Origin of the sequence: Nocardioides kribbensis, from assembly GCF_015070375.1 — a bacterium.
Lineage (GTDB): Bacteria > Actinomycetota > Actinomycetes > Propionibacteriales > Nocardioidaceae > Nocardioides > Nocardioides kribbensis.
Genome location: NZ_JADCLL010000010.1, coordinates 1 through 26626 on the forward strand (window position 1 = coordinate 1; position 26626 = coordinate 26626).

Sequence of the window (26626 nt, forward strand, 5' to 3'; positions counted from 1 at the left end):
TCATGGAGTCGCGTTGGGCGGTGAGCAGGGTGGAGAGGCCGGCGGCGAGCTGGCCGATGGCGTCGGTGCCGGTGAGGGTGACCTCGCGGGTCAGGTCGCCGGCGGAGGCGGCGCGCACGACCTCGAGGACCTGCTCGACCTTCTCGGCGAGGTCGGCCGCGGCGGCCTTCTCGGCGTCGTCGCGAGCGATCCGCTCCAGCGCGGCGGAGACGAGACGCCCGACGTTGCGCAGCGCCTCGAGGCGCTGGGGTGAGGGTGAGAGGGTCTCGGTGGCGAAGAAGTCCATGGTGCCGACGACGTCGCCGTCGACCACGATCGGGAAGCAGACCCCCGACTTCACCCCGACCCGCTGGGCGACGGGGGCGCGCACGCAGTCGGTCATCTCGCCCAGGTCGGGGGTGAAGAACAGGTCGCGGCTGCGCCAGGCCCGCCCCGACAGGCCCACGCCCTCGGCGAAGGAGGAGCGCCTGGTGACCTCGCGGAACTCCGGTCCGGCGTCGCCCGACTCGAGGGTGAACTTCAGCGTGCGGTCGGCCTCGTCGATGCGCCAGTAGGACCCGTAGGCCCACCCGAACTCCTCGCGCACCCGCTCGATCGCGGTGCGGGCGGCCTCCAGCTCGGTCGTGGCGGCGGCGACCCCGGCCTCCACGCGGTGGACCGCGGCGCGGTCGCGGGTGTCGGCCTCGCGGACCCGCTCGGTGGCGACGGCGTCGGTGACGTCGGTGAGGGTGACCAGCTGCAGGGGGTGGGCGCCCTCGCGGACCAGGGTGACGACCACGTCGAGGTCGCGACCCACGTGGGAGACCCGGAGCCGGCGCGGGCCGCGGTCGGCGGGCCCGGGCGTGAGGGTGCCGGGCTCCAGGGGCAGCAGCCGCGCCAGCGGCAGGTCGACGACGGAGTCTTCGCTGCCGGGGCTGGCGGTCATCCGCCAGGCCAGGTCGGCCAGGTCGTTGGCGTGGCGCACCGTGCCGGCGGCGTCGACCACGACGGCCGGCGTCGGCAGGGCGGCGAGCAGCTGGTCGCCCGTCGGCTCGTCGCGGGTGGGGGCGGTGGCGCCGGACGGCAGGTCGGCGAGGGGCGCGGTGAGCGGTGCCTGGAGCCGCGGCACGGGGCTGGGCTCGTCGCCCTCGGGTGAGTGCGGGCGGTCGGGAGCGAGCTGGCTCATGCGGGGGCCTCCGGGCGGGTGGGGGAAGACCCGCTGGTGCAGCCGGTCACCAGACCGGTCGGCACCCGGGGGGCCCGGTCCGAGCCGCCGGGTGGCGGGAGTCACCCGCCGTACGGCGTGCTCACCACTCCCAGCGCAGCCCGGCGGTGCCGGGGCCGAAGCCGGGCTGGAGCAGGTGGGCCTCGGGCCCGATCGCGGCCACGCGGCGTCGCACGCTGCCGCGCGCGTCGTGGGTGATCGCGTGGATGGTGCGCGGCACCCGCCGGGGGTCGAAGCGGACCCAGAGCGCCAGCACCCGCTGGCGACGGGTGACCATGAGGTCCCACCCGGGCTCGTCGGGACCGCCGAGCATGCCGCCGAGCTCGATCTCGGTGATCACGGTCTCGTTGGTCTCCAGCGGCCGGTGCAGGCGCAGCTCCGCGGCGAAGAGTCCGGTGTCGGCGCGGTGGTGGGTGGCCCCGATGGTGCAGCCGGCGACCGCGCGGATCGTCGGGGGCTCCAGGGCCGGGGCCACGCCGTCGGTGGCGTCGGCGGTGTGGGGGGTCGCGACGGCGGCCTCCGCGGTCGAGGAGGAGGAGGAGGCGGCGGGGGTGTCGACGGCGACGAAGTACGGCGCGTGGTGGGCACCCGGCGTGCGCGCCAGCCAGGCCGCGCGAACCGTCAGGCGGGTCACGCGGCCGGTGAGGTCGACGTCGAGCACGACGTGCGAGCTGCTCTCCACCAGGGCGTGCGGGTCGCTCATGCCCAGGGCGCGCAGGGCCTCCGTGGTGCCCTCCTCCCCGCCGACGCTGTAGGGCGTGGTGTCGCGCGGGCCCGGGCGGCGACTGGGCCCCAGCAGGCTCGAGAGCGTCGACTCGGCCAGGTCGAGCACGTCCTCGAGGGCCTCGACGACCTCCCGCGAGGCCGCGCCGTCGGGTCGACGCCGTCCGCTGCGCCACGACGACAGGGTCGAGAGGCTGACGGAGTGCCCGCGCACACCGAGGGAGTCGACGAGCTCACGCAGGGTGACGCCCCGGGCGGCGATGGCGGCCGACAGGGACTCGGGGAACGACGGGGGAGCGACCGCGGGACTCATCGACCTCAACTTTACCGGCGTGACATCGGGAGCTAGGTGATACGTCAAACAGCGCTGTGTAGCGTCACCGACGCGTCGCGCCATCGACGTGGACTTCTCGGGCGATCACGGAGGTGGTGCATGGACGCGCTGACGCGACTCGTGGAGCGCATCGCCGACGTCGACCAGGAGGCCGCCGAGGCGCTGCGCGCGCTGGAGGACCTCGACAGCGCCTGGAGCGGGGTCAGCGGCGTCGACGAGTGCCTGCGCACCGTCGCCGCTCTCGTCGGCTCCGAGGTCGAGCTCCACGCGCCGGCCCGCGGCCTGTGGCTGCGGGCGAGCGCGCGCCGGGTCGACGTGATCCCGGTGGGCGCCGGGCGACACACCCCCGGCCCCGAGCACCCGCTGGCCCCGCTGGCCCGTGGTGCGGGCTTCCTGCTGCGCCGTGGCGAGCACGACGACCTGCTCGCCTCCGTCGTGATGGCGCGGGCAGCCCGCATCCTCGGCCCGCTGCTCGAGCAGCGGCGCAGTGAGGTCGCCCCGGCCGACACCGTCCACGCCGCGCTGGCCGTGGCGGTCGACGCCGACGCCGGGCCCGAGGACCGGCGCGACGCCCTGCTGCGCCTGCGCCTGCGCCCCGAGACGCCGGTCGTGCTCTACGCCGTGCCGGGACCGCGGCCCTCCCTCGTCGAGCCGCCGGCGTGGTCGCAGGGCGGGGTGTCGCGCGTGCGGCCGGCCTCCGAGCTGCCGAGCGCCTGGAACGAGGCCCGGATGGCCCTGCGGCTCACCGCGACCGGCGAGGCCGACGACCCGGGCGAGCGCTGGGTCCGCGCCGAGGAGGTCGGCAGCGGGCTGCTCGCCCTGGCCGCCGGTTTCGTGGCCGGGGCCATGCGCAGCCGCGACGTCGTCGCCCTCGACGCCGTCGGCGCCCCCGACAGCCCCGCCGGCCGGGCCCTGACCGCGATCTCCGAGACCACGACGATCCGCTCGGCCGCCGAGCGGATCCCCGTGCACCACTCGACGCTCCAGCGCCAGGTCAAGGGCCTGGAGCGCGAGCTCGGCTGGTCGGTGACCGAGCCGGCCGGCCGGCTCCGGCTCGACCTGGCCTTCGCGCTGCGGCGCCTCGAGCGCAACTACGGGCGCCCCGGCCTCTACTGAGCGCCTGCCCTCCGACCGTCCGCTGGTGACCGGGGTGGGGCGGGGCCGAGGGTGGCGCGGGGGGTGGTGGCCGAGGGTGGGCCGCCGGGCCTCAGCGCCGGACCGAGCCGGTCCTGCGGCCGCGGCGAGCGGCCTCGCCGGAGGCGCCGAGCGCGGCGAGGCAGAGCGACAGCGGCACGACGAGGAGCGTCGCCACCTGCGCCCCGTGGGCGGCGGCGCCGGGTCCGGCGGCCGCGGCGGTGAGGTGGGCGGCGAGGACCCCGCTCGCGAGCGGGCCGACGGCACCGGCCAGCAGGCCGGCGGTCACGAGACGCCGCCTCCGGCGCGAGGGCCCCTGCGCGCGGTGGGCCGCGAGTAGGCACGACGCGGTCCAGCCGAGCAGGGCCCAGACCACGGCGCCCGCCACGACGTGGGGCACCGGGGCCGTGGGTCCGAGGCAGAGCGCGACCGCGGCGGTCACCGCGGCGGCGGCCGCGCTGCGCCCGGAGCGACGCAGCAGGCGGTGGGCCGACGCCGACCGCGCGTGGTCGCGGGCGAGGTGGGCGCCCGCTCCGCCGGCCAGCAGGGCGACGGCGCCGGTCGTGGCGGCGGCGGTGGCCGGGGTGGCGGCGCCCGCCAGCGCCGGCTGCGCGGCCGCGGTGGTCAGCAGGGTGACCACCGCCGACGACGTGCCGGCCGCGGCGAGGAGCCAGCCCGCGCCGGCCGCGCCGGAGTCCTCGGGGCGGCGCCGACCGTGCGGCGTCGGCCGGGCCGCGTGCCCGCGACCCGGTCTGGTCGGCGCGCCGGCGACGCACGAGGGGCTCGTGGGCGTGCTCGCGAGGGTGTCGAGGGTCATGACGGTCTCCGAGAGGGGAAGGGGGCGCCGCGACGCGGGGTCGGGCGGGAGGGCGGGGGGACCCTCGGCTCGCAGATCCGATCGGCCGGGCCAGCCGGGTGCTGACCCGCCGTACGGCGCCGAGAGCGAGCCGTACGGCGCACCGCGCCCCGCCGCCCGCGGCCGCTGGGCGGTCGACGACCCCGCCGCCGGTCGGGGCGGTCAGCCGGCGTCGAGGACCTCCCGGGCGGCGGCCGCCCCGCGGCGCAGCGCCCCGTCGACGTGCTGGTAGCCCTCGGCGGCGGTGTCGGAGCAGGCCCAGTGGATGCGCCCCACGGGCGCGGTCTGGTGGCGGCCCCAGCGCGAGAGCCCACCGAGGTCGAAGGACGCGGCGTACGCGCCCCTGGTCCACTCCTCGCTGGCCCAGTCGGACTCGGCGTAGACCTCGGGGGCCAGGGCGTCGGGCCCGAGGTACTCCGCGATCGACCCGAGCACGGCCGCGCGCCGCGCGTCGTCGTCGAGCTCGAGCAGGGCGTCGGCCTTCTCGTCGGAGACGAAGCCGACCAGCGTGCCGCGGGGGTCGTCGTGGTTGGTGTTGTCGTAGACCTCCTGCACCAGCGAGCTCGGGCCGAAGCAGGTGCCCGACAGGCCCTGCTCGCGCCAGAACGGGCGGTCGTAGACGGCGTGCACCTTGATGACGAGGCCCAGCGAGAGGTGCTGGTGCATCTGGTGCTGGCGACGCGGGAGGGGCGGGTCGAAGCTGATGCGGGTGTAGAGGTTCGGCGGCACCGCGACGACGACGCGACGGGCGGTGAGGGTGGTCCGGTCGGACTCGACGGTCACGCCGGCCGCGTGGGTGCGGATGGTGCGCACGGGGGTCTCGAGGTGCACCTCGAGGTCGGCGGCCATGGCCTCGCTCACCGACTGCATGCCGCCCACCACGCGCCGGTCGAGGATGAAGCCGTCGTCGAGCAGGTGGGAGAACGACCCTGCCGAGGCCGCCATCAGCACGGCCTGGAGCGCGGAGAAGGCGTGCGCGGGCTTGGTGAGCATGCCGCCGGCGATGAAGAGCCCGATGTTGTCGCAGGCCACCTCGTCGCCGGACTGCTCGCGCAGCCAGTGGTGGAAGGAGATCCGGTCGAGCTCGCGGGCGCGCGGGGAGGCCCACGGCTCGCGGCAGCCGATCTCGGCGGCCAGGTCGTCGAGCAGCGCGGTGAGCCGCTCCATCTCGGCCGCGGTCGCGTCGCCGACCGGCATGGTGTCGCCCTCGTAGGCCACGGTCTCCCCCTCGGCGGTGCGGTAGAGCGAGCGGCCCTCGCGGTAGCGCGGGAAGGTCGACAGGCCGAGCTCGTCGAGCAGCCCCAGCAGGGCGGTCTGGTCGGGGGAGACCCACTGCCCGCCCAGCTCGAGGAAGGCGCCGTCGACGACGTCGCTCCACGTGCGCCCGCCGACCCGCTCGCGGGCCTCGAGCACGGCCACGCTCAGCCCGGCCGCCTGCAGCGTGCGGGCGGTCATCAGCCCCGCCGGTCCGGCGCCGACGACCACCACGTCGCGGTCGGGCGCGCTCGTCGCGGACTGCGGGTCGGGCGTGGTCGTCATGCGGTCTCTCCAGGAGGCTGGTGCGAGGTGGTCGGTGCGAGGTCGTCCACGTGAGGTGGCGCTGCGGATCATGGTGTCCGATCGGGGTCCGGACTGCGGTAATCGTAGCCGAGGGCCCCGCCGTACGACGGAATCGGCAAGATCGCCCGGTGCTGACGGGCGGACGTGTCGCGCGTCACGTCGGCTGCGCGCGGGCCGCGGGTCGGGCGAGGATGCTGCGGTGACCGCCGCCTCGCCGACCCCGCCGACGCCCGACGCCGGCCCGTCCCCGGAGGAGCAGCGCGCCCTGCTCGCCCGGCCCTTCGCGCTGGCCCACGGCGACCCGCTGCCCAACCGGCTGGCCAAGGCCGCCCTGAGCGAGGGGCTCGGTCGCCGCGATCTCTCGCCCGGCAGCCGGATCCGACGGCTCTACGAGCGCTGGGCCGACAACGGCACCGGGCTCATCGTCACCGGCAACGTCATGGTCGACCGCACCGCCCTCGGCGAGGCCGGCAACGTCGCGGTCGAGGACGAGCGCGACCTCGCGGACCTGCGCGCTTGGGCGAGCGCGGCCAAGGCCGGCGGCGCGCGGGTGTGGGTGCAGCTCAACCACCCCGGGCGCCAGGCGCCGCGCACGCTGACCCCCCGGCCCGTCGCCCCCTCGGCGATCGCCGTGCCCGGCACCGGCGGCCTCTTCGCCACCCCGCGCGCGCTCACCGACGACGAGGTGGTCGACCTGGTGGCCCGCTTCGCGCGCACCGCCGGCATCGTGTGCCGCGCAGGCTTCGACGGGGTGCAGGTGCACGCCGCCCACGGCTACCTCATCAGCCAGTTCCTCTCCCCGGTGACCAACCGCCGCGAGGACCGCTGGGGCGGCGACGCCGAGGGTCGGCGCCGGTTCCTGGTCGAGGTGGTGCGCGCGGTGCGCGCCGAGATCGGGGAGCACCGGTCGCTGTCGGTGAAGCTGAACTCCGCCGACTTCCAGCGCGGCGGCTTCGGCGAGGACGACTCCCTGGAGGTCGCGCGCGTGCTCGCCGACGAGGGCGTCGACCTGCTGGAGGTCTCCGGTGGCACCTACTCCAGCGCGGCCATGCTCGGTGTCGACTCGAGCCTGAAGGAGAGCACGCGGCGCCGGGAGGCCTACTTCGTCGACTTCGCCGAGCGCGTGCGCCGCGAGGTGCCCGACCTGCCGCTCATGCTCACCGGCGGCTTCCGCACCCTGGGCGCGATGAGCGAGGCCGTCGCCAGCGGCGCGGTCGACGTCGTCGGGCTGGGGCGCCCGCTCACGGTCGAGCCCCACGCCCCCGCCGGCCTGCTCGACGGCAGCGTCACCAGCAGCCAGGTGCGCCCGCGCCGCAGTGGCATCAGGACCCTCGACAACCTCACCGAGCTGGTCCACTACTCCGTGCAGATGTGGCGCATGGCCGACGGCCGCGACCCCGCCCCCGACCGCCACCCCGCCCTCAACGTGGCGCAGTACCTCGCCCGCAACGGCCGCGACAGCATCCGCTCGACCCGCCGGGGGCTCTGACCGGGCCCGGCTCGGCCCGAGCACCGGGCCCGCGGAGCCGGACGGGCACTGTCCCGCGGGTGGGCGCGCGCCGGCCGTGCGCCGCCCGCAGGGACGCGACGACCCGGCCAGGCCCGGCGCGGGTCGGGGCGGTGTGCCCGTCCGGCTCCGTGGCGGACCCGCCTGCCCTACTCGCAGGCGGTGCCGTCGCCGTCGGCGTCCAGGCCGTGCGGGTCGGGTCCGGTCACCCGCACCGGCCCGTTGACGTCGGCGCAGTCGACGTCGGGCGGGAAGAGCGGGAGGCACGGCGAGTAGCCCGCGGCGCACGACGCCGGGGCCGCGGCCGGCGCGCGCACCGGCGCCGGCGTACGGCAGGTGAGGTCGCGGGCGGCGCGGTCGGCGGCGACGTAGGACCGCTCGCGGGGGTGCGCGCCGTAGCCGTCGCGCGAGTCGTAGCGCGCGACGGCGAGACCCGCGTCGATCAGGCGCATCCCGGCGTCGGGGCGCGGGCCCGAGGTGAGGTCGACGTAGCGCAGCAGACGCCCGTAGCGGTCCCGGTCCTCGTCGCTGCGGCGCAGGACCACCCGCTCGCCCAGCACCAGCCGGCCGAGCAGCGCGGTGGCCCTCTCCGAGCCGCACTCGCCGACCTCGGGGGTGTCGACACCCACCAGGCGCACCGTGGTGTCGTTGCCCAGCTCGAGGGTGTCGCCGTCGATGATCCGGGTGACGAGGTAGGTGCGCGGCGGACGCTGCGCCGGTGTGGCCCTGCCCGACCCGGCGCCGGTCGCGGCGGGGTCGGTGCTCGCGTCGGCGGCGGGCTCGACGGCGTCGGACGGCGTCGGCGGGGGTGCCGTGGCCGGGTCGGTCGGTCCGGGGGCGGTGGCGACCGGGTCGGCCGACGTGGTCTCGACCGGGCGGTCGTCCTCGGCGCCGACCGCTCCGGCGAGGGCCACGAGGGCGACCACGGCCGCTGCCGCGGTGAGCCGCCGGTGCTGCGCGGCCCAGCGCACCGGACCGCGCGGCGCACCGGGTGGGGCGGGTCGCGGCTGCGGTGCGGCGTACGGCACGGGGCGCCCGGCGGCCGCGGACGGCGGGGTGGCGACGGCCTCGGTCCAGCGTCGGCCGTCCCAGTACCTCAGGTGCCCGGCCGGGCGACCCGGGTCCTGGTGCCACCCCGGCCCGGGCGTGCTCACGCCTTCTCGCAGGCGATGCCGTCCTTGTCGGCGTCGAGGGTGCCGTTGTGCGCGACCGCGGTGTTGTAGGCCTTGGTGTTGCGGTAGAAGTTCGTGACCTTCTTGCCCGAGGTCTTGTCCACGGCGTTGCTGCGACCCACCCCGTGCTTCCACTGCTTCTGCAGGTTCGTGCAGTTGTCGTGGATGCCGGTGGTGTGCGCGTCGGCGCTCACCGAGGTGAGGGCGGGGGAGGCGGCGACGCCGAGGGCGAGGGCGACGGCGGCGATGCGGGGGGCGAAGGTCATGCCCCGAAGGTAAAGAGATGCGGTCGACGTCGTGCGCGATCGGGCCAGGACCACCCGGACGGGCCATGCGCGGCGCACGGTCGGGCCATGCGCTGCGCACGGTCGGGCCTGGGCGGCGGTGCCGGACGGGCCACCCGGCTCCGTCGCGGGGGTCGCACGCGAGCCCGACGCGCGCGTCACGTGGTCGCAACGCGGGCGGAGCAGGGCCGTCACACCCTTGACCTAGCGTCGCCGGACCCACTAGACCGAGCAGCACCCCGTCGAAGGTTGGTCCGCCATGTCGGAACGTCTCACCACCCCTGCCGCCGCGACGTCCACGGCTGCGCCGCCCGGTGACCCGGGAGGCGCAGACGCGGAGTACCTCGCCAAGCGGAGCCTGCGCTCGGGCTCGGCGGGGTGGGTGCTGCTGGCGGGCCTCGGCGTCAGCTACGTCATCTCCGGTGACTACTCGGGGTGGAACTTCGGCCTCGAGCAGGGCGGCTTCGGCGGCCTGCTCATCGCCACGGTGCTGATCGCGGCGATGTACCTCGCCCTCGTGCTCGGCATGGCCGAGCTGTCCTCGGCGCTGCCCGCCGCCGGCGGCGGCTACACCTTCGCCCGCCGCGCGCTCGGACCCTGGGGCGGCTTCGCGACGGGCACCGCGATCCTCATCGAGTACGCCATCGCGCCCGCGGCCATCGCCACCTTCATCGGGGCCTACGTCGAGTCGCTCGGCCTGTTCGGCATCACCGACGGCTGGTGGGTCTACCTCGCGGCGTACGCGCTCTTCATCGGGGTGCACCTGGCCGGGGTGGGCGAGGCGCTGAAGGTGATGTTCGTGATCACCGCGGTGGCCGTGCTCGGGCTGGTGGTCTTCGCGGTCGCGGCGGTGCCGCTCTTCGACCTCGACAACCTCACCGACATCGCCCCCACCGACGCAGCCGGCTCCTCGGCCTTCCTGCCCTTCGGGGTGCTCGGGGTGTGGGCGGCGGTGCCCTACGCGATCTGGTTCTTCCTCGCCATCGAGGGGGTGCCGCTGGCCGCGGAGGAGGCGGCCGAGCCCGAGCGCAACGTGCCCCGCGGGATCATCGCCGCGATGGCGCTGCTGCTGGTCAGCGCGGCCGCGATGCTGCTGCTGGTCACCGGCGCCGGGGGCGCCGACGCGATGAAGGGCTCGGGCAACCCCTTGGTGGAGGCGCTCGGCTCCGGGGCCGCGGCCACGACGGTCAACTACATCGGCCTCGCCGGTCTGGTCGCCAGCTTCTTCTCCATCATCTACGCCTACTCCCGCCAGCTCTTCGCGCTCTCGCGCGCCGGCTACCTGCCGCGGGTGCTGTCGATCACGACCCGGCGCAAGGCGCCGCTCCTCGCGCTCGTCGTGCCCGGTGTCATCGGCTTCGCGCTGACCTTCACCGGCCAGGGGGCCGTGCTGCTCAACATGGCCGTCTTCGGGGCCGCGCTGTCCTACGTGCTGATGATGACCAGCCACGTCGTGCTGCGCCGCCGCGAGCCCGACATGCCGCGGCCCTACCGCACCCCCGGCGGTGCGGTGACCACCGGCTTCGCCCTGGTCGTGGCCGCCCTCGCCGTGGTCGCCACCTTCCTCGTCGACACCGTCGCCGCGCTGTCGTGCCTGGGCGTCTTCGTGGCGTTCATGGCCTACTTCGGCCTCTACAGCCGCCACCACCTGGTGGCCGGCTCGCCCGACGAGGAGTTCGCGGCGCTCGCCGAGGCGGAGGCGTCGGTGCGGTGACCGGCCCCCGCTACAGCCAGCACCTCGGCGGCACGACGTACGCCTTCGATGGGCTGGTGGACCTGATGGCCAAGGCGACCCCGGTGCGCTCGGGCGACCAGCTGGCCGGCTGCGCGGCGGAGTCCGACGAGCAGCGCGCGGCGGCCGCGTGGGCGCTGGCCGACGTCGCGCTCGACACCTTCCTCACCGAGGAGCTGGTGCCCTACGACTCCGACGAGGTCACCCGGCTGATCCTCGACGGGCACGACCGCGCCGCCTACGCCCCGGTCTCGCACCTGACCGTCGGCGGACTGCGTGACTGGCTGCTGCAGACCTGCACCCGCCCCGACGCCGCCGCGGTGCTCGCCGCGCTCGCGCCGGGGCTGACCCCGGAGATGGTGGCCGCGGTCAGCAAGATCATGCGCAACCAGGACCTCATCGCGGTGGGTCGCGCGGCGCGGGTGACCTCGGCCTTCCGCACCACGATCGGGCTGCCGGGACGCCTGGCCACCCGCCTGCAGCCCAACCACCCCACCGACGACCCGCGCGGCATCGCCGCCGCCACCCTCGACGGGCTGCTGCTGGGCTGCGGCGACGCGGTGATCGGGATCAACCCCGCGACCGACTCGCCCGAGGCCACCGCGACCCTGCTGCACCTGCTCGACGACATCCGCCAGCGCTACGAGATCCCGACCCAGTCCTGCGTGCTCTCGCACGTCACGACCACCATCGAGCTGGTCGAGCGCGGCGCGCCGGTCGACCTGGTCTTCCAGTCCGTGGCCGGCACCGAGGGCGCCAACGCCGGCTTCGGGGTCACCCTCGACCTGCTGCGCGAGGGCAACGAGGCCGGGCGCTCGCTGCGCCGCGGCACGGTCGGCGACAACGTGATGTACCTCGAGACCGGGCAGGGCTCCGCGCTCAGCGCCGGCGCCCACCTCGGCGTCGGCGGGCGCCCGGTCGACCAGCAGACGCTCGAGGCCCGGGCCTACGCCGTGTGCCGGATGCTCGACCCGCTGCTGGTCAACACCGTGGTCGGCTTCATCGGCCCGGAGTACCTCTACGACGGCAAGCAGATCGTGCGCGCCGGGCTCGAGGACCACTTCTGCGGCAAGCTGCTCGGCCTGCCGATGGGCGTCGACGTCTGCTACACCAACCACGCCGAGGCCGACCAGGACGACATGGACACCCTGCTGACCCTGCTGGGCACCGCGGGGGCGTCGTTCGTGATCGCCGTGCCCGGCGCCGACGACGTGATGCTGGGCTACCAGAGCCTGTCCTTCCACGACGTTCTCTACCTGCGCCAGGTGCAGGGGTTGCGGCCCGCGCCGGAGTTCGAGGCGTGGCTCGACGGGCTCGGCATGCTCGGCGACGCCGGCCGGATCCTGCCCACCGACCTCGACGCCTCGCCGCTGCGCGAGCTGACCGCACGGTGACCGGGGTGAGCGCGGTGACCGGGGTGAGCGGGACGGCCGGGACGACCGGGGCCGCTGGAGCGGGCGGGGGGAGCGGGCGTACGGCATCCGCCGCGGAGGGTGTCGGTGCGCCGGAGGGTGGGGTCGACCCGGCCGTGGTGGGCGACCTGTGGTCGTCGCTGCGTACGACGACCCAGGCCCGCATCGGTCTCGGCCGCGCCGGCGACGCACTGCCCACCCGGCGGGTGCTGGAGTTCCAGGCCGCCCACGCCGCGGCGCGCGACGCCGTGCACGAGCCGCTCGACGTCGACGTGCTGGCGCCCGCGGTGGCCGCGGTCGGGCTCGGCGAGCCGCTGCGGGTCACCAGCAGGGCGACCTCGCGCGCGGAGTACCTGCGACGGCCCGACCTCGGCCGTCAGCCCGCCGACCTCGCGGGGCTGGCTTGGGGTGGGGCCGGCGTCGGTGCCGGGGGTGAGGCCCAGGTCGGCATCGTGCTGGCCGACGGGCTCTCCCCGCGCGCCCTGGTCGACCACGGCCCCGGCCTCCTCGCCGCGATCGTGGCCGCCCTGCGCGCCGCCCTCGGCGACGACTGCACGATCGCGCCGCCGGTGATCGCCACCCAGGCCCGCGTCGCCCTGGCCGACCACGTCGGTGAGGCCCTCGGTGTCGAGACCCTCCTCGTGGTGATCGGCGAGCGCCCGGGCCTCTCGGTGGCCGACAGCCTCGGGATCTACCTCACCCACCACCCCCGCCCCGGCCGCAGCGACGCCGAGCGCAACTGCGTCTCCAACGTGCACCCGCCCGACGGACTCTCCTACGAGCGGGCCGCCGCCGTCGTGGCCGGTCTCGTGCGCGGCGCCCGCGAGCTCGGCGCCTCCGGCGTGCGCCTCAAGGACTCCTCGCTCGCCCCCGAGCTGGCCGCCGACTGACCGGGGGTCGGGCTGCGCGGGTTTCACCGGCCGGCTGGTGACACCCGCACCTGTCGGCCGGCGCACGGGCCGACAGGTGCGGGTCCGGGCCGACAGGCTCGGCCGAGGGCGGTCCTCGAGCCGGCGGATCGCGGCGTACGGCGGGCGCGCCGGGTCGGGTCGGGGCCGGGGCCCGGGGTGGACGTCATGCGGAGGGTGGATGCGCATCCACGGGGCGTATGACGTCCCGGGGCGGGCGCGCGGGGCCAGGGTGGGACGTCATGCGGAGGGTGGATGCGCATCCACGGGACGCATGACGTCCGGCGGCGGGTGGGCGGCGTAGCCGAACGGGCACAGTGCTCGCCGGCGGCACGTGCTCCCGTGCGGACCCGCCCTGCCCCGGGCCGCGCCCGGGACGACGGGGCGCGGCGGCGGTGGTGCGCCCGTTCGGCTACGACGCCCTGCCCCGGGTGCGGCCCGCCGCGCCGGCCCTCCGCCCTGCGGGTGAGCCCCACGGGGCGGGGGAGTGGTGGAGTGGGTGGTCGGCCACGAGGCGGTCCGGCCGGTGAGCCAGCCGCGCTGTCCGGTCGCCGGGTCGGCCGGACCGCTGGTTCGCGTCACCGGCCTGCGTCACCGGCTCGAGCCGCTGCATCCGTGGGCCGCCCCCGCACCACCCCCGCCCGTCAGAGATCCCCAGGAGCCGCCCGGTGCCCGCGACCATCGTCGACCTCGGCCGTCAGCGCCACTACGGCGCGTTCTACGGCCTCGACCCGGTCCCCACCGGCCGCCCGCTGCTGCTCCTGCTCGGCAACTGCCAGGCCGAGTCGCTGCGGCTGCTCCTCGACCCCGCCGCCGCCGAGCCCCTCGACCAGCCGGCCGGCCCTGCGCCCGCCGGCCCGCCGACCGATGCACCCGTCGACACGCGAGGCGCCCACTCCACCGACCCAGGCGGCGCCGGCTCCGCCGTCCTGCGCGGCGCCCACCCGACACGGCCCACGAGCGACGTCGTGAGTGTGCGGGTGCCGCCGATCCACGAGCTCACCGCCGACGACCTGCCCCACCTCGACGCGCTGCTCGAGCGCGCCGACCTCCTCGTGGCCCAGCCGACCCGCGCCGACTACCGCGACCTGCCGCTCGGCACCGAGCAGGTGCTCGCCCGCGCCCGCGCCGACCTGCGCACGGCCCTGGTGTCGAGCGTGCGGTACGCCGGGCTGCACCCCTTCCACGTCGTCGTCCACCCGCCCGAGCTCGACGGGGTGGTGCCCCCGGTCGTGGCCTACCACGACCTGCGCGCCGTCGTGCTGGCCGCGCGCGGCCACACCGACCCCGGCGCCGACGGCAGCCGCCTCGACGACCTGCTCGACGACCTCCCCCCGCTCACCGCCGACGCCGTGCGGGCGGTCGGCGACGACTCGGGCGCCGAGCTGCTCCGCCGCCAGCAGCAACACGGCGGGGTCGCGGTGGCCGACCTGCTCGACGACCCGGCGGTCGACGACATGCGCACGGTCAACCACCCCGGTCCGCGGGTCCTGACCGGGGTCGCCCGGCGGGTGCGCGCCTCCCTGGGTCTGGCTCCGCTGGAGGTCGACCCGGGCCGCCCGTTGCTCGACGACGTGCACGCACCGGTGCACCCGGTGGTGGCCGCCGTACGCCGCCCGGCCGACGGCCCCGCACCCTCGCCCGACCACTGGCGGGTCGGGGGCCGGTCGGTCGCCGAGCGGGACGTGCTGGCGGCGCAGCTGGCCTGGTACGCCGACCACCCGGCCATGGTCCGCGAGGCCCTCGCCCGCCACGGCCGCACCCTCGACCACCTCGGGCTCGCCCCGTGACCCGCGACCTGACCCGCGACCTGACCCGCGACGCCGGGACCGGTGGCGCGGCCCCCGGACCCACCTCCGGCGACCCCCGGGCCGTCGGTCCGTCGACCGTCGGCCCCGGGGCTGATCACTCCGGTGCCGATCACTCCGGTGCCGATCACTCCGGTGCCGATCGCTCCGGCGCCGGTCGTCCCCGGGCCGACCACTCCGGTGCCGATCGCACCGACCCGGCCGAGACCCGTCGCCGGGCGGCGCTCCCGCTGCACCTGGTGCACGACGACGCGCGCCACGGGGTGGCGCTCTACGCCCGTCAGGTCGCCGAGGCGCTGGGCGCCCGGGTGCTCGTCGGCACCCCGGCCGACGCCGTCGCCGAGGCGCGTCGCACCGGCGCGGGTTCGGTGCACGTGCACTGGACCGACCGGCTCTTCGGCGACTCGTCCGCGGAGTCGGCGGCGGCCGTGGTGGCGCTGGCCGCGCAGGTGCCGACGACACTGACGTTGCACGACGTGCCCCAGCCGTGGGCGGGCGAGGCCCGCGCCGCGGCGTACGCCGAGGTCGTGCGCGGCGTGCGCACCTGGGCGGTCAACAGCCACCACGAGGCCGACCTGCTCGCGGGCGTGCTCGACCGGGTGCCCGGGCCGCCCGCTCCCGGGGCGCTGCGCTCGACCGTGGTGCACCTGCCCGTCGTGCCGCTCGACCCGGTCGATCCCGCGGATGCCGTGGAGGCCGCGGATGCCGCGGACGCGACGGAGCCCGGCGACGGCGTCGTGCCGCAGGCCCCGGCGGGGCGCGTGCGCCTCGCGCTGTTGGGCTTCGTCTACCCCGACAAGGGCCACCGCGAGCTCGTGCGCGCGGCCGCGGCGCTGGCCGAGGAGGGGCACGACGTCGAGGTCGTCGCCCTCGGGGCGCCGGTGGCCGGCCACGACGACCTGCTCGACGAGCTCGCCGCGCGTGCCCGCACCGGCGGGGTGGGCTGGCGGGTCACCGGCTACCTCGGCGACGCCGACCTCGCGGCCTGGATGCGTGCCGTCGACGTGCCGGTCACCGGCCACCGTCACGTCTCGGCGTCGGGGTCGATGAACTCCTGGCTCGCCGCCGGCCGCCGCCCGCTCGCGCTCGACGGGCCCTACGTGCGCGAGGTCGACGCCCTGCGCCCCGGCGGCTTCCGGCTCTACGACGACGACTCACTGGTCGACGAGCTGCGCGCCGCCCTGGCCGACCCCTCCCGCACCCACGCCGCGGCCGACGACCTGCGCCCCCTGCTGAGCGACACCGCGCGGGCCTACGCCGCCTGGTGGGCCGGCGTGCACCGCGCCCTGCCCCACCCGCCGCAGCCGGTGCTCGAGCCGTGGTGACGGGAGGCCGTCGTGCGGCCCAGCGTACCGGCCCGCTGGCCGGCCCCGTCGACCTCCCGGGCCTCGAGGTCGCGCCGCCCGGCGTCCTGCCCGTGTCGGGCAACCGGTGGGACCTCGCCCTCGCGGCCGCTCCCGGCGACGCCCGCGCCCTCGACCGCGACCGCGCCCCCGTCCGCGACCGCGACCACGCCCCCGTCCGCGACCCCGACCCCGCCGAGGCCCGCGACCCCGCCGACGCCCGCGACCCCGCCGACGCCTACGACTCCGCTCCCGCCCGGTCCGGCACCCACTCCGGCACCCACGCCGACGCTCGCACCGGCGACCCCGCCCGCGGCGGCCCGCCGTCGGTGACGGTGGTCGTCACCCACTTCGAGCAGCCCCGCGAGCTGGCCCGCACCCTGCACGCGCTCACCCGCCAGACCGGCGCGGGCACGACCTGGCGCGACGTCGAGGTGGTGGTCGCCGACGACGGCTCGCGCGAGCCGCCGGCGGTGCCCGACGGCGTACGGCTCGTGCGCCAGGCCGACCGCGGCTTCCGTGCCGGCGCCGCGCGCAACCTTGGCGCCGCGGCCGGCCGCGGCGAGGTGCTGGTCTTCCTCGACGCCGACACCACCCCCGAGCCGGGCTTCCTCACCGCGATGGTGAGGCTGCCCGCCTGCTGCCCCGAGGCGCTGGTCGTGGGCCGCCGCCGCCACGCCGACCTCGCCGCCACCGACCCCGCGGCGCCGGTGGAGCAGGTCGGTCCGCAGCGCGAGCTGCCCGCCCCCGCGTGGCTCGACGACGCCTACGCCGCCAGCCGCGACCTGCTCGACGCCGACGAGCGCTCCTACCGCTTCGTCATCGCGGCGGTGCTGGCGTGCAGTCGCTGGCTCTTCGAGGGTCTCGGCGGCTTCGACGAGACCTTCCGCGCCTATGGCGGCGAGGACTGGGAGCTCGCGGCCCGTGTGTGGCGCCACGGCGGGCTGCTCGCCCACGCCCCCGACGCGGTGGCCTGGCACGACGGACCCGACTGGGCCGGTCGCGACGAGGTCGAGCGTCGCGCCCGCAAGCTCGACGAGACCCTCGCCGTGGCGCGCCGCCTCGACGGCCCCGGCGCCACGACCACCGGCCTGCGCCTCGGCCCGCCCGACCCGGTGGTCGTCGTGGCCGAGGGCCTCGACCCCACCGGCGTCGCCGTCTGCGTCGACAGCCTGCTCGCCGCGCTCCCGCGGGCCCGGGTGCACCTCTCCCGCGCCGACCACGCCCGGCTGGGCGGCGCCGACGACCGGCTGCGGCTGGGCCGCCCCGACCTGCGCACCGCCTCCCGCCTGCTCGAGGTACGCCGACCCGTGCGCGGCCCCGCCGCGGGCTGGCGGGCGGTGCTCGACGCCGTCGCGGGCGTTGACGCCCCCGGGGCGGTCCGGGTGGACGGGGAGGGCGCGCCGGGCGGGGGCTCCGGCGACGGTGCCGTGGAGTGGCTGCGGCTCACCGACCTGCGCACGGTGCGTCGCCGGCGGCGCTGGGCCCGCGCCGGCGCCGAGGGCGTCGACGCGCTCTTCGGCGAGACCACCCTGACCGGCCTCGACCTGCGGCCGGTCGCGCCCGACGCCTCGTTCGAGTCCTACCTCGGCGGCTGGGGCTGACCGAGCGGCCGGTCACCGGCGGCCGGCACGCGTCGGTGGTGCTGGGACGGTCGCCGGCGCGGTCTCTCCTCAACCGTCGTGGCCAGGTGGTTTCGAGACGGTCGCTGGCGCGGTCTCTCTTCAACCGCCGTGGCTGGGTGGTTTCGAGACGGTCGCTGGCGCGGTCTCTCTTCAACCGCCGTGGCTGGGTGGTTTCGAGACGGTCGCTGGCGCTCCCTCCTCAACCACCGTGGCCGGGTGGTGTCCAGACGGTCGCTGGCGCTCTCTCTGCAACCACCGTGGCTGGGTGGTTTCCTGACGGTCGCCGGCGCCCCCGCCTCGACCACCGGGCGGTGCGGGTCAGGCGCGGGCCCAGCCGCCGTCGACCCGGCGGACCAGGCCGCGGGCCTCGAAGGCCTCGAGCCAGCCCTCCATGGGCCAGCGGCCCCAGCGGCGGGCGAAGAGGGCGCCGTTGCGCAGGATGTCGTCGACGTGCTGCACCGGGGGGTCGGTGGTGGGGTGGTGCTGGTGGTAGGCGCGGGCGCCGCCGACCCAGCCGAGCCCGACGCCCGCGGCGGCGACCTGGTGGCCGAAGTCGGTGTCCTCGCCGCCGTAGCCGACGTACTCCTCGCAGAACGCGCCGGCGCGGCTCCACGCCTCGCGCGAGAGCGCGAACGACAGCGACCAGAAGAGGTCGGGCCGCCCGCCCACGTGCTCCTCGCCGGGCGCGGGGTCGGGGCGTGCGGGGTGGGGGTCGTCGAGCGCGGGCAGCCGGGAGAGGTCGTAGCCGCCGGGGGAGGGCGGGAGGTAGGTGACCGGGCCCGACCAGACCGCGTCGGGGCGGCGCAGCGCGACGTCGGCATAGGACGCGACGAGGTCGTGGCCGGCCAGGCAGTCGACGTCGAGCGCGACCACGACGTCGGCGCCGGAGCGGAAGGCGTCCTCGATGCCGCGGTTGCGGGCCCGGGCGAGCGGCAGACCGACCGCGTCGCGACCGACGCGCTCCACGCGGCGGCGCAGGCCGTCGACCGTGGCGGGCTCGAGCGACGGGTCGTCCATGGCGACGACGAGGTAGTCGTCGGGCACCCGGCCGCCCGCCGCCAGCGAGCGGTGCTGGGCGGCGAGGTGGTCGCCGCGGCCGTGGGCGATGGTCGTGACGGCGACCCGGGTCACGCGGGAGCCCCCGTCACGAGGTCGGCGAAGCGCTCGGCGGTGTCGGGCGGGCACCAGCCGGCCCACGCCTCGCCGTCGAGGGCGGCCACGGCCTCCAGGCGCGCGGCCCAGCCGTCGGCGGGCAGGTGGGGCTCGACGACGACCGGCCAGGGTCCGGCGGCGAGGGCCTCGCCGGTGCAGTGCTGCTCGTCGTGGGGGCGGTCCTGGGGCACGACCACGGCCGGGCGGCGCAGCGTGGCCACCTCCGCCACCGCGTTCTGCCCGGCGTGGGTGACCACCACGTCGGCCTCCGCCAGCAGCGCGGTCGGGTCGGGCACCCAGGCGCCGTGGGCCCCGCCGAGCACGGTCCAGCGCCAGCCGGGCGTCTGGGCGCGGGCGAGGTCGAGCACGTCGGCGCCGACGGTGTCGCCGCCGGCCCCCAGCAGCACCACGACGGAGCGCTCGCGCCCCGGCGTACGACGCTCCGGTGCCTCGGCGGCCGGCGGGGCCGTGAGGCGGGAGAGACCGCCGACGGCGTGGAGCCGCTCGAGCACGGTGTCGGGCACGTCGCGGAGCATGCCGGGCCCGCCCGGCGCCCCGGTGGCGACGGCGGGCCAGAAGCCGACCAGCTGGTCGCACACGTCGAGGCCGAGCAGGTGGGCGGCGTCGCCACGGCGCCCGGGCAGGACGACGCCGGTGACGGGCACGCCGTGCAGCCGGGCCAGCAGCGCGACCTCGACGGAGACGTCGACGACCACGCGGTCGGGCACGGCCTCCTCGATCCACCGCGAGACCTGGGCCGAGCGGCGGCGCAGGCCGCCGTCGTGGCGCGGCACCCAGTGCAGGCGGCCGCCGGCGCTCACGTCGAGGGCCTGGGAGCCCTCGTCGTCGCGGTCGAGGCGCACCCACGGCCCGGGCCACGCCTCGGGCGCGGGCAGCGACGACAGGCCGGTGACCTCGACGCCGCGGTCGTGCAGCACCCGGGCGAGGCCGGTGGCGCGGTGGAGGTGGCCCTTGCCGTGGTGGTGGACGTAGTAGCCGATCACGCGGCGTCCCGGAGCCGGCCGAGCGAGCGGTAGAGCCGCTCGTACTCGTCGACCATGCGCCGCAGCGAGCAGTGCTGCACGGCGTGGCGCCGCACCGCGCCCCGGTCGAGCCCGAGCGCGGCGGTGACCGCGACGGCGAGCGCCTCGACGTCGCCGCCGGGGGCGAGGGCGCCGGCCTCGTCGGCGACGACCTCGCGCAGCGCGCCGCGGTCGTAGGCCGCCACGGGGGTGCCGCAGGCCATCGCCTCGGCGGCGACCAGGCCGTAGGGCTCGTCCCAGGCGGGGGTGACCAGCGCGACCGAGGCCCGGCCGAGCAGGCGGGTGAGCGCCTTGTGGTCGAGGTGGCCCACGTGCACCGCCTGGCGACCCAGGCGGGGGGCGATCTCGCGCTCGAAGTAGGCCTCGTCGGGCACGGGTCCGGCGAGCACCAGCGGGATGCCGGCCAACCGGCAGGCGTCGATGGCCTCGTGGGGCGCCTTCTCGGCGACCAGCCGGCCCGACCACACCGCGGGCCCGCCGCCGGGGCCGGGGGTCCAGCGGTCGACGTCGACGCCGTTGAGGATCGGCACCGCCGGGGCCAGGTGGGCCCAGGCGCGCGAGGTGTGCTCGGAGACCGCGGCGAAGGAGCTGCTGGCCGGCGACAGCGCCACGGCCGACTCCAGCCACGGCACGGGCGGGGTGTGCAGGGTGGTCACCAGGGGCACGTCGACGGTGTGGGCCATCGCCACGGGCAGGTGGTGGAGGCTGTTGTTGTGCACGACGTCGAAGCGGGTCGAGGCGTCGCGGGCGAGGTCGAGCATCAGCCCGAGGTAGGCGTGGTGCTCGGCCATCCACCGCCGCGGCGGGGCGTTGACGTCGGCCTCGGCCGCCGGCGACGGCACGAAGCGGGGCACGTCGAGCTCGGTGACGTCGAGCGCGGGGTCGCTGCCGGGGGCCGCGAAGAGCGACACCTCGTGGCCGCGGCGCAGCAGCTCGCGGGCCAGCTGGTGGGTCATCGCCTCCAGCCCGCCCGCGAAGGGCTCGCCGATCGGGTACAGGCTCGAGGCGACCAGGCAGATGCGGAGCCGGTCCCTCACGAGACCCCTCGTGCGGCGGCGACCAGCGAGCGGTAGAGCTCCAGGTGGGTGGCGGCGCCGGCGTCGCGCTGACGACGGCGCTCCTCGATGGTGGCCCCGAAGCGCGGGCGCTCGTCGTGGGCGCGGCGCACCGCGGCGGCCAGCGAGTCGGCGTCGACGCCGTGCTCGTCGGCGGCGTAGGACAGCACCGGGCCCTGCTCGGCGAAGTAGCCGCAGGTCGGGGCGAGCACGGTCGTGCCGAGGTCGCGGCAGGCCTCCAGCCAGCCCGAGTGGGTGCCGAAGCGGTAGGGCAGGACGGAGGCGTCGAGCGAGCCCAGGTGGCGCCACAGCGCGTCGTCGGGGAGGTAGTCGTGGACCTCGAGGTCGACCAGCCCGGCGCGGGCGGCGTCCTGCACGTAGGCCGCGAGCGCCGCGTCGTGGCGCACGAAGCCGGGATCCATGACGTCGTGGTGGGCGTTGACCTGGAGCACGGCGTCGGGCAGCGCGGCCACGGTCTCGACCAGGGTCGGCAGCACCGCCATCGGGTCCATGCTCGCGCGCAGGCTCTTGAGGTGCAGCCCGATCCGGAAGGCGCCGGTGCGCCGGCGCGCGCGGCAGTCCTGGGCCACGCCCATGGTGTCGGTGTCGACGACGTGGGGGTGCGGCACCACCACGGCCTCCACGCCCCAGCGCGCGCGGATCTCCGCGGCGGCGCCGGGGGTGAGGGTGACGACCGCGTCGGCGGCCGGCACGAGCACGTCGAGCTGGGCGTCGTGGGCCGCGCGGTCGAGGTGGTGGGGGTTGCGCAGGTCGTGGGCGGTGTAGACGAGCGGCGTACGTCGTCTCCGCAGGGCCGCGACCAGGCGCTCCAGCTCGGCCGGCTCGCGCGCGTCGAAGCCGAACTGCAGGTGGTAGACGTCGAAGGCGTCGGGCGCGGCCCGCTCGACCCACTCCGGGTCGAGCATCACCGGGGGCCACCACCGCTCCTCCGCGACCCGCGAGGGGTCGTCGGGGTGCGGGTCGGGGAGCCGCTCGACGGCGTCGAGGCCGTCCTCGCGGTCGAGGTGGCGCACGTAGACGTGGCCCGACGGCACCGAGGCGACGCGCAGGGTGCGCGCGCCCGCCCGGTCCGGCGTGCCCGCTCCGCCCGACGCCGGGGCGCCGGCGGAGGGGCGGGGGGCCACGTCGAGGGTCACGACAGGCGCTCCAGGCGCTCCTCGAGGCTGGAGGCGACCTTGTCGGCCAGGACCGTCAGGGCGGCCGGGAGCACCGGGGTGGCCAGCTTGGCGGCGCCCTGCGGCTCGAAATCCGCGTGGTAGGTCACCGCGGTGCCGGTCGTGCCGTCCTCGAGGGCGGTCGTGGCGAAGGTCAGGGTGTCGCGCAGCTGCACCGACCCGGCGTCGCCGGTGAGCACCAGGCGCTCCTGCTCGACGCGCTCCACGACGGTGTACTCCACCTCCTGCTCGGAGCCGAGGAAGGACGAGACGTTGTGGTAGGTCGTGCCGACCCCGCCGTCGCCGGAGGTGCGGGTGGTGCGCTGCGTGGGCGGGTCCCACTCCTCGGTGGAGGTGAAGTCGGAGAGGTAGTCCCAGACCCGCGGGAGGGGGGTGTGGGTGGTGACGGTGCGCTCGACGCTGGGCACGGCGGAGTCCTTCGGTTGTCGGACCTCCGTTCTACGGCCCCCCGCCTCCGGGGCGCTCCATCCCTGCGGGGGGAGCCGGTGGGGTGAGGCCGCCTCACCCCTTGGACCAGGTCTCGCGCGAGCCCCTGTCGGGCCCCGGCGGCGGCCGTCATGGTGGCAGGGCGGCCCCGCCGCCGGCGCCCGTCGGGCGCGGTCGCGGCGGGCGCGCAGAGCGACCAGGAGGTCGAGCATGAGCAGATCCACAGCACCCACCACCCCTCGCGTGGCCGTGGTCACCGGAGGCACCGCCGGCGTCGGACGCGCGGTGGTCCGCGAGCTCGCCGGGGCCGGCTACGACGTCGCCGTCCTCGCCCGCGGCGAGGCCGGGCTGGCCGCGACCGCCCGCGACGTCGAGGGCCTCGGGCGCCGCTGCCTGCCGCTGCAGGTCGACGTGGCCGACGGCGAGGCCGTCGAGGCCGCCACCGACCGGGTGGAGGCCGAGCTCGGCGAGATCGACGTGTGGGTCAACAACGCCTTCGTCGGCGCCCTGTCGTACTTCTGGGACACCACGCCCGAGGAGCACCGACGGCTCACCGACGTCACCTACCACGGCCAGGTGCACGGGCTGCGGGCCGCGCTGCGCGTGATGCGGCCCCGCGACCGCGGGTCGGTGGTCAACGTCTCCTCGGCGATGGCCTACCGCTCGATCCCGCTCCAGGCCGCCTACTGCGGCGCCAAGCACGCGGTGAAGGGCCTGACGGAGTCGGTGCACACCGAGCTGCTCGCCACGGGCAGCGCCGTGCGCGTCTCGCTGGTGACCCTGCCCGGCCTCAACACCCCGCAGTTCACCTGGAACCTCAACCGCATGGCCGGCCGTCCGATGCCGGTGCCGCCGATCCTCGAGCCCGAGGTGGCCGCCCGGGCCATCCGGCACGTCGCCGAGCACCCTCGCCGCAACGCCTGGGTCGGCATCGCCGCGGTCTACACCGTGCTGGGCAACCGCCTCGCCCCGGCGTTCATGGACCGCTACCTCGCCCGCACCGGCGTGGACTCCCAGCAGACCGAGCAGGAGACCCCGCGGCTGGGCTCCAACGTCTTCGAGCCCCGCGACGCCGAGCGCGACCAGGGCGCCCGGGGCCCCTTCTCCGACCAGTCGGGCCAGCGCGACCCGGTCTCGGCGATCGGCCGCCACCGACGCGCCCTCACCGGCGTCGTCGGCGCCGGGGTGCTCGCCGGGCTGACCGGTGGTGCGCTGCGGGCCGCGCGCCGGTGAGCGTCGTGCCGCCCGGTGCGGCGCTCCCGTCCACCGGCCCGCGGCGCCGTGCGCGCCCGGCCCGGCCCGTGGAGCTGGCCCGCGGCGCGTGGGGCCTGCTGCTGCTGGGTGCGCCGCGCACGGTGCTGCGCCCGATGGTGCCCGGCGGTCCCGCCCCGCTCGCGGTGGGCGTGGTGCGGGTGCTCGGCGCCCGGCAGCTGGCCCAGGCCGCCCTGTCGGGCAGCAGCCCCTCGCCGGAGGTGCTCGCCCTCGGTGCGTGGGTCGACGGGGTGCACGCCGCGACCTCGCTGGGGTTGGTCGGGGCGGAGCCGCGGTGCGCCCGCGCCGGCCTCGCCGACGCCGCCGTCGCCCTGGTGTGGTCGGGCTTCGGTCTGCGCAGCCTGCAGCAGGCCGGCGCCGCGCTCGACCGTCCGCCGGGCCTGCGTGACGCCCTCGCCGTGGCCGTGCTCTCCCGCGTGCCGGGTGGCGCGCCGCTGCTGGCCCGCGCCCGGGAGGCGCGCGCCGCCTGAGCGCCGCTCCGGCGTGGCCACCCCTCGCCCCTGCCGCCCGGTGGGGCCGACCCGGTCGACCGGTGGCCCGGCCGACCGGTCGAGCCGAGCCCACCTGGGGCCGCCGTCGGCGGTCCGGCGGTCCGGGACGTCCGGGACGTCCGAGACGTCCGGGCTAGGCGTCCTCCCCGGCGCGGGCCAACAGGCGCCGGGCGCGGAGCGCGACGGGGGTGTCGACCATGCGCCCGTCGAGCTGCACCGCGGTGGTGCCGGCCCGCTCGCCCTCGGCCAGGGCGGCCACGACGCGCCGGGCGTGGTCGACCTCCTGCGCGGTCGGGGAGAAGGCCTCGTGGAGCACCGGGACCTGCGCGGGGTGGATGCACAGCGCCCCGAGGTACCCGAAGGCCCGTGAGCGACGCGCGTCGCGGGCCAGCGCCGTGAGGTCGTGCACGACGGCCAGGCTGCCCAGCAGGCCGTAGGCCGCCAGCCCGTGGGCGCGGGCCGCGCACAGCAGCAGACCGTGGGCCCAGCGCAGGTCGAAGTCGGGGTCGGTGGGGTCGACCTCGAGCTCGGCGGAGAGGTCCTCGGTGCCGAGGGCCAGCGCCACCGTGCGCGCGCCCGCCGCGGCGACCTGCGCCACCGACAGCAGCCCGCGAGGGCTCTCGACGAGCAGCTGCACCTCGGTGCGTCGACCGGTGGTGCCGCGCGCGGCCTCGGCCCGGTCGAGCAGCCGGTCGACCTCCTCGACGTCGGAGGCCGCCTCCACCTTGGGCACGAGGACGGCGTCGGCCTCGGCCCCGACGGCGGCCGCCAGGTCGGTGCCGAGGTCCTCGCCGGCGTTGACCCGCACCACGACGTGCAGGCCGGGCCGGGCCTCGCGCAGGGCCGCCACCGCGGCGCCCAGGCCGGCGCGCGCGGCCGGGCGCTCGCCCGGGGGCACGCTGTCCTCCAGGTCGAGGACGACGGCGTCGGCGCCCGACGTCGCGGCCCTGGTCGCGCGCTCGGCGCGGTTGGCCGGCAGGAAGAGCTGGGTGCGCCGCCGCAGCGCGGCCTCGGCGCTCACACCGCCCCCGGGATCGACTCGTGGCCGCGGTCGGGGCCGTCGGTGACGCCGTCGGCGCGCAGGGCGGCGAGCGTGGCGGCGTCGAGCCCGAGGTCGTGGGCCAGCACCGCGTCGGTGTCGGCGCCGACGTCGGCGGGACCCGGGCGTCCGACGCCCGTGGGGGCCTCCTGGAAGCGGGGGAAGACCCCGGTCATCGCCACCGGCCCGAGGTCGGGGTCCTCGACGGTGGCGATCGAGCCGCGGTGGGCGACCTGCGGGTTGTCCATCATCGTGGCCACCGACTCCAGAGGCCCGACGGCGCAGCCGCCGGCGGTGAGCCCGGCCAGGGCCTCGGCGCGGTCGCGGGCGCCGCACCAGGCGGAGATGAGCGCGTCGAGCTCCTCCACGTGGGTGCGTCGCTCGGCATTGGTGGTGAAGCGCGGGTCGGCCACGAGCTCCTCGCCGCCGATGGTGCGCAGCACGTGCACGGCCATCGCCTGGGTGCTGCCCGACAGGGCGATCCACAGCCCGTCGCGGCACTGGTAGCTGCCGCGCGGGGCGGCCGGTCCGTAGCGGTTGCCGGTGCGGCCGTGCTCGGTGCCGAGCTGCTGGTACTCCACGACGTTGATCTCCACCAGCTTCAGCGCCGCCTCGTAGATCGCCAGGTCGACGACGTCGCCGGCGCCGGTGAGGTGGCGGCGCTGGAGGGCGGCGAGCACGGCGGTCGCCCCGAGGTTGCCGGCCATGATGTCGGCGAGCGGGTAGGCGGGCAGCAGCGGCGGGCGGTCGGGGAAGCCCGACACCGAGGCCAGTCCGGCCAGGGCCTCGGCGAGCGTGCCGAAGCCGGGCTGCTCGGCGTAGGGCCCGTCCTGTCCGTAGGCCGTCACCCGGAGCACCACCAGGCGGGGGTTGGCGGCGCGCAGGACGTCGGGGCCCAGGCCCCAGCGCTCGAGGGTGCCGGGGCGGAAGTTCTCGACCAGCACGTCGAACTGCTGCACCCACTGCAGCAGCAGGTCCCGGCCCTCCGGGCGCCGCAGGTCGAGGGAGACGCTGCGCTTGCCGCGGCTCAGTGCCTTCCAGTAGAGACCCTGGCCGTCCTTCTGCGCCCCGAAGCGCCGCACGTGGTCGCCGGGGCCGGGCATCTCGACCTTGACGACGTCGGCGCCGTAGTCGGCGAGCAGGGTCGCGGCCAGCGGCGCGGCGATCATGGTGGAGAGGTCGAGCACCCGCAGCCCCTCGAGCAGGCTCGGCCCCGCCTGCGGCGAGGCCGGCGCGCCGGCGGCGGGGGTGGGGTCGGGTGCGGACCCGGCGGTCGGGCTGGTCATGGGCGGGTGCTCCTTCCGGCCCGACGGTCGGGCGGTGGTGGTGCGGACGTGGTGAGGGCGGTCG

Annotated in this window: 23 protein-coding genes; 10 read left to right on the forward strand and 13 right to left on the reverse strand. The window is 77.1% G+C overall.

Going from position 1 to position 26626, the window contains the following annotated elements; translation table 11 throughout:
* Positions 1-1165, reverse strand: a 1165-nt coding sequence (locus tag IR170_RS18115) for a GAF domain-containing protein (protein ID WP_227489586.1), incomplete at its 3' end; no start/stop codon positions are given.
* Positions 1166-1286: 121 nt separating this feature from the next.
* Entirely contained in the window at positions 1287-2240 is a 954-nt protein-coding gene (locus IR170_RS18120; RefSeq protein ID WP_193666325.1) for a hypothetical protein, read from the reverse strand.
* 120 nt (positions 2241-2360) lie between these two features.
* Between IR170_RS18120 and IR170_RS18125 the strand changes: the two genes are divergently transcribed.
* Complete coding sequence (locus IR170_RS18125) at positions 2361-3377, forward strand: helix-turn-helix domain-containing protein (RefSeq protein WP_193666326.1); 1017 nt, start codon at positions 2361-2363, stop codon at positions 3375-3377.
* A 91-nt stretch (positions 3378-3468) separates the two neighbouring features.
* On the opposite strand, the gene IR170_RS18130 is transcribed toward IR170_RS18125, so the two are convergent.
* Together IR170_RS18130 and IR170_RS18135 are read right to left on the reverse strand one after the other, a co-directional pair.
* Positions 3469-4212, reverse strand: a complete 744-nt coding sequence (locus IR170_RS18130) for a hypothetical protein (RefSeq protein ID WP_193666327.1) — start codon at positions 4210-4212, stop codon at positions 3469-3471.
* A 201-nt stretch (positions 4213-4413) separates the two neighbouring features.
* Positions 4414-5790 (reverse strand): flavin monoamine oxidase family protein, encoded by a 1377-nt coding sequence (locus IR170_RS18135; protein ID WP_193666328.1) that lies wholly within the window; start codon positions 5788-5790, stop codon positions 4414-4416.
* 220 nt (positions 5791-6010) lie between these two features.
* Here IR170_RS18135 and IR170_RS18140 point away from each other — a divergent pair, with 220 nt between their 5' ends.
* Positions 6011-7300, forward strand: coding sequence for an NADH:flavin oxidoreductase/NADH oxidase family protein (locus tag IR170_RS18140; RefSeq protein ID WP_319805157.1), 1290 nt, complete (start codon positions 6011-6013; stop codon positions 7298-7300).
* Positions 7301-7467: 167 nt separating this feature from the next.
* On the opposite strand, the gene IR170_RS18145 is transcribed toward IR170_RS18140, so the two are convergent.
* Entirely contained in the window at positions 7468-8472 is a 1005-nt protein-coding gene (locus IR170_RS18145) for a DUF2510 domain-containing protein (RefSeq protein WP_193666330.1), read from the reverse strand.
* Positions 8469-8756, reverse strand: coding sequence for an excalibur calcium-binding domain-containing protein (locus IR170_RS20105; RefSeq protein WP_193666331.1), 288 nt, complete (start codon positions 8754-8756; stop codon positions 8469-8471). Before IR170_RS20105 ends, IR170_RS18145 begins: the two co-directional genes overlap by 4 nt.
* A gap of 277 nt (positions 8757-9033) precedes the next feature.
* Between IR170_RS20105 and eat the strand changes: the two genes are divergently transcribed.
* The 6 genes from eat (at position 9034) to IR170_RS18180 (ending at position 17581) form a co-directional block, all read left to right on the forward strand.
* Positions 9034-10488: an ethanolamine permease gene (gene eat / locus IR170_RS18155; protein ID WP_193666332.1), complete on the forward strand. Its 1455-nt coding sequence runs from the start codon at positions 9034-9036 to the stop codon at positions 10486-10488.
* Positions 10485-11900, forward strand: a complete 1416-nt coding sequence (locus IR170_RS18160; protein WP_193666333.1) for an ethanolamine ammonia-lyase subunit EutB — start codon at positions 10485-10487, stop codon at positions 11898-11900. The genes eat and IR170_RS18160 overlap by 4 nt, the downstream gene beginning before the upstream one ends.
* Positions 11901-12034: 134 nt before the next feature.
* Positions 12035-12808 carry an ethanolamine ammonia-lyase subunit EutC gene (eutC, locus tag IR170_RS18165; protein WP_193666334.1) on the forward strand — a complete coding sequence of 258 codons (774 nt, stop codon included), beginning with the start codon at positions 12035-12037 and terminating at the stop codon, positions 12806-12808.
* A 686-nt stretch (positions 12809-13494) separates the two neighbouring features.
* On the forward strand, positions 13495-14616 hold the full coding sequence (locus IR170_RS18170; RefSeq protein WP_193666335.1) for a WcbI family polysaccharide biosynthesis putative acetyltransferase: 1122 nt from the start codon (positions 13495-13497) through the stop codon (positions 14614-14616).
* Positions 14613-15959 (forward strand): glycosyltransferase, encoded by a 1347-nt coding sequence (locus tag IR170_RS18175; protein WP_193666336.1) that lies wholly within the window; start codon positions 14613-14615, stop codon positions 15957-15959. Before IR170_RS18170 ends, IR170_RS18175 begins: the two co-directional genes overlap by 4 nt.
* Positions 15953-17581 (forward strand): glycosyltransferase family 2 protein, encoded by a 1629-nt coding sequence (locus tag IR170_RS18180; RefSeq protein WP_319805158.1) that lies wholly within the window; start codon positions 15953-15955, stop codon positions 17579-17581. Before IR170_RS18175 ends, IR170_RS18180 begins: the two co-directional genes overlap by 7 nt.
* Before the next feature lie 339 nt (positions 17582-17920).
* Here the strand turns inward: IR170_RS18180 and IR170_RS18185 are convergent, their stop codons facing one another.
* From IR170_RS18185 to IR170_RS18205, 5 genes are read right to left on the reverse strand one after another with little or no spacing between them, the layout of a single operon-like run.
* A complete protein-coding gene (locus IR170_RS18185) occupies positions 17921-18733 on the reverse strand; it encodes a glycosyltransferase family 2 protein (protein WP_193666337.1) in 813 nt (270 codons plus the stop codon).
* Positions 18730-19758, reverse strand: coding sequence for a glycosyltransferase (locus IR170_RS20490; protein WP_193666338.1), 1029 nt, complete (start codon positions 19756-19758; stop codon positions 18730-18732). The genes IR170_RS18185 and IR170_RS20490 overlap by 4 nt, the downstream gene beginning before the upstream one ends.
* Positions 19755-20834, reverse strand: a complete 1080-nt coding sequence (locus IR170_RS18195) for a glycosyltransferase (RefSeq protein WP_319805159.1) — start codon at positions 20832-20834, stop codon at positions 19755-19757. Before IR170_RS18195 ends, IR170_RS20490 begins: the two co-directional genes overlap by 4 nt.
* On the reverse strand, positions 20831-22009 hold the full coding sequence (locus IR170_RS18200; RefSeq protein WP_319805160.1) for a glycosyltransferase family protein: 1179 nt from the start codon (positions 22007-22009) through the stop codon (positions 20831-20833). Before IR170_RS18200 ends, IR170_RS18195 begins: the two co-directional genes overlap by 4 nt.
* Positions 22006-22455: an SRPBCC family protein gene (locus IR170_RS18205; protein ID WP_193666339.1), complete on the reverse strand. Its 450-nt coding sequence runs from the start codon at positions 22453-22455 to the stop codon at positions 22006-22008. Before IR170_RS18205 ends, IR170_RS18200 begins: the two co-directional genes overlap by 4 nt.
* A 229-nt stretch (positions 22456-22684) precedes the next feature.
* Between IR170_RS18205 and IR170_RS18210 the strand changes: the two genes are divergently transcribed.
* Together IR170_RS18210 and IR170_RS18215 are read left to right on the forward strand one after the other, a co-directional pair.
* On the forward strand, positions 22685-23707 hold the full coding sequence (locus tag IR170_RS18210; protein ID WP_056903107.1) for an SDR family oxidoreductase: 1023 nt from the start codon (positions 22685-22687) through the stop codon (positions 23705-23707).
* A complete protein-coding gene (locus IR170_RS18215) occupies positions 23704-24216 on the forward strand; it encodes a hypothetical protein (protein WP_227489588.1) in 513 nt (170 codons plus the stop codon). Before IR170_RS18210 ends, IR170_RS18215 begins: the two co-directional genes overlap by 4 nt.
* 154 nt (positions 24217-24370) lie before the next feature.
* Here the strand turns inward: IR170_RS18215 and IR170_RS18220 are convergent, their stop codons facing one another.
* Both IR170_RS18220 and IR170_RS18225 read right to left on the reverse strand, forming a co-directional pair.
* Complete coding sequence (locus tag IR170_RS18220) at positions 24371-25258, reverse strand: HpcH/HpaI aldolase/citrate lyase family protein (RefSeq protein WP_193666340.1); 888 nt, start codon at positions 25256-25258, stop codon at positions 24371-24373.
* On the reverse strand, positions 25255-26562 hold the full coding sequence (locus IR170_RS18225) for a CaiB/BaiF CoA transferase family protein (protein WP_193666341.1): 1308 nt from the start codon (positions 26560-26562) through the stop codon (positions 25255-25257). Before IR170_RS18225 ends, IR170_RS18220 begins: the two co-directional genes overlap by 4 nt.
* Between the last annotated feature and the right edge of the window lie 64 nt (positions 26563-26626).

Excerpts from the sequence above, each read along its gene's own strand:
- IR170_RS20105 (WP_193666331.1), bottom strand. The coding sequence starts at position 8,756 with ATGACCTTCGCCCCCCGCATCGCCGCCGTCGCCCTCGCCCTCGGCGTC.
- IR170_RS18135 (WP_193666328.1), bottom strand. The coding sequence starts at position 5,790 with ATGACGACCACGCCCGACCCGCAGTCCGCGACGAGCGCGCCCGACCGC.
- IR170_RS18125 (WP_193666326.1), top strand. The coding sequence starts at position 2,361 with ATGGACGCGCTGACGCGACTCGTGGAGCGCATCGCCGACGTCGACCAG.
- IR170_RS18120 (WP_193666325.1), bottom strand. The coding sequence starts at position 2,240 with ATGAGTCCCGCGGTCGCTCCCCCGTCGTTCCCCGAGTCCCTGTCGGCC.
- IR170_RS18210 (WP_056903107.1), top strand. The coding sequence starts at position 22,685 with ATGAGCAGATCCACAGCACCCACCACCCCTCGCGTGGCCGTGGTCACC.
- IR170_RS18225 (WP_193666341.1), bottom strand. The coding sequence starts at position 26,562 with ATGACCAGCCCGACCGCCGGGTCCGCACCCGACCCCACCCCCGCCGCC.
- eat (WP_193666332.1), top strand. The coding sequence starts at position 9,034 with ATGTCGGAACGTCTCACCACCCCTGCCGCCGCGACGTCCACGGCTGCG.
- IR170_RS18130 (WP_193666327.1), bottom strand. The coding sequence starts at position 4,212 with ATGACCCTCGACACCCTCGCGAGCACGCCCACGAGCCCCTCGTGCGTC.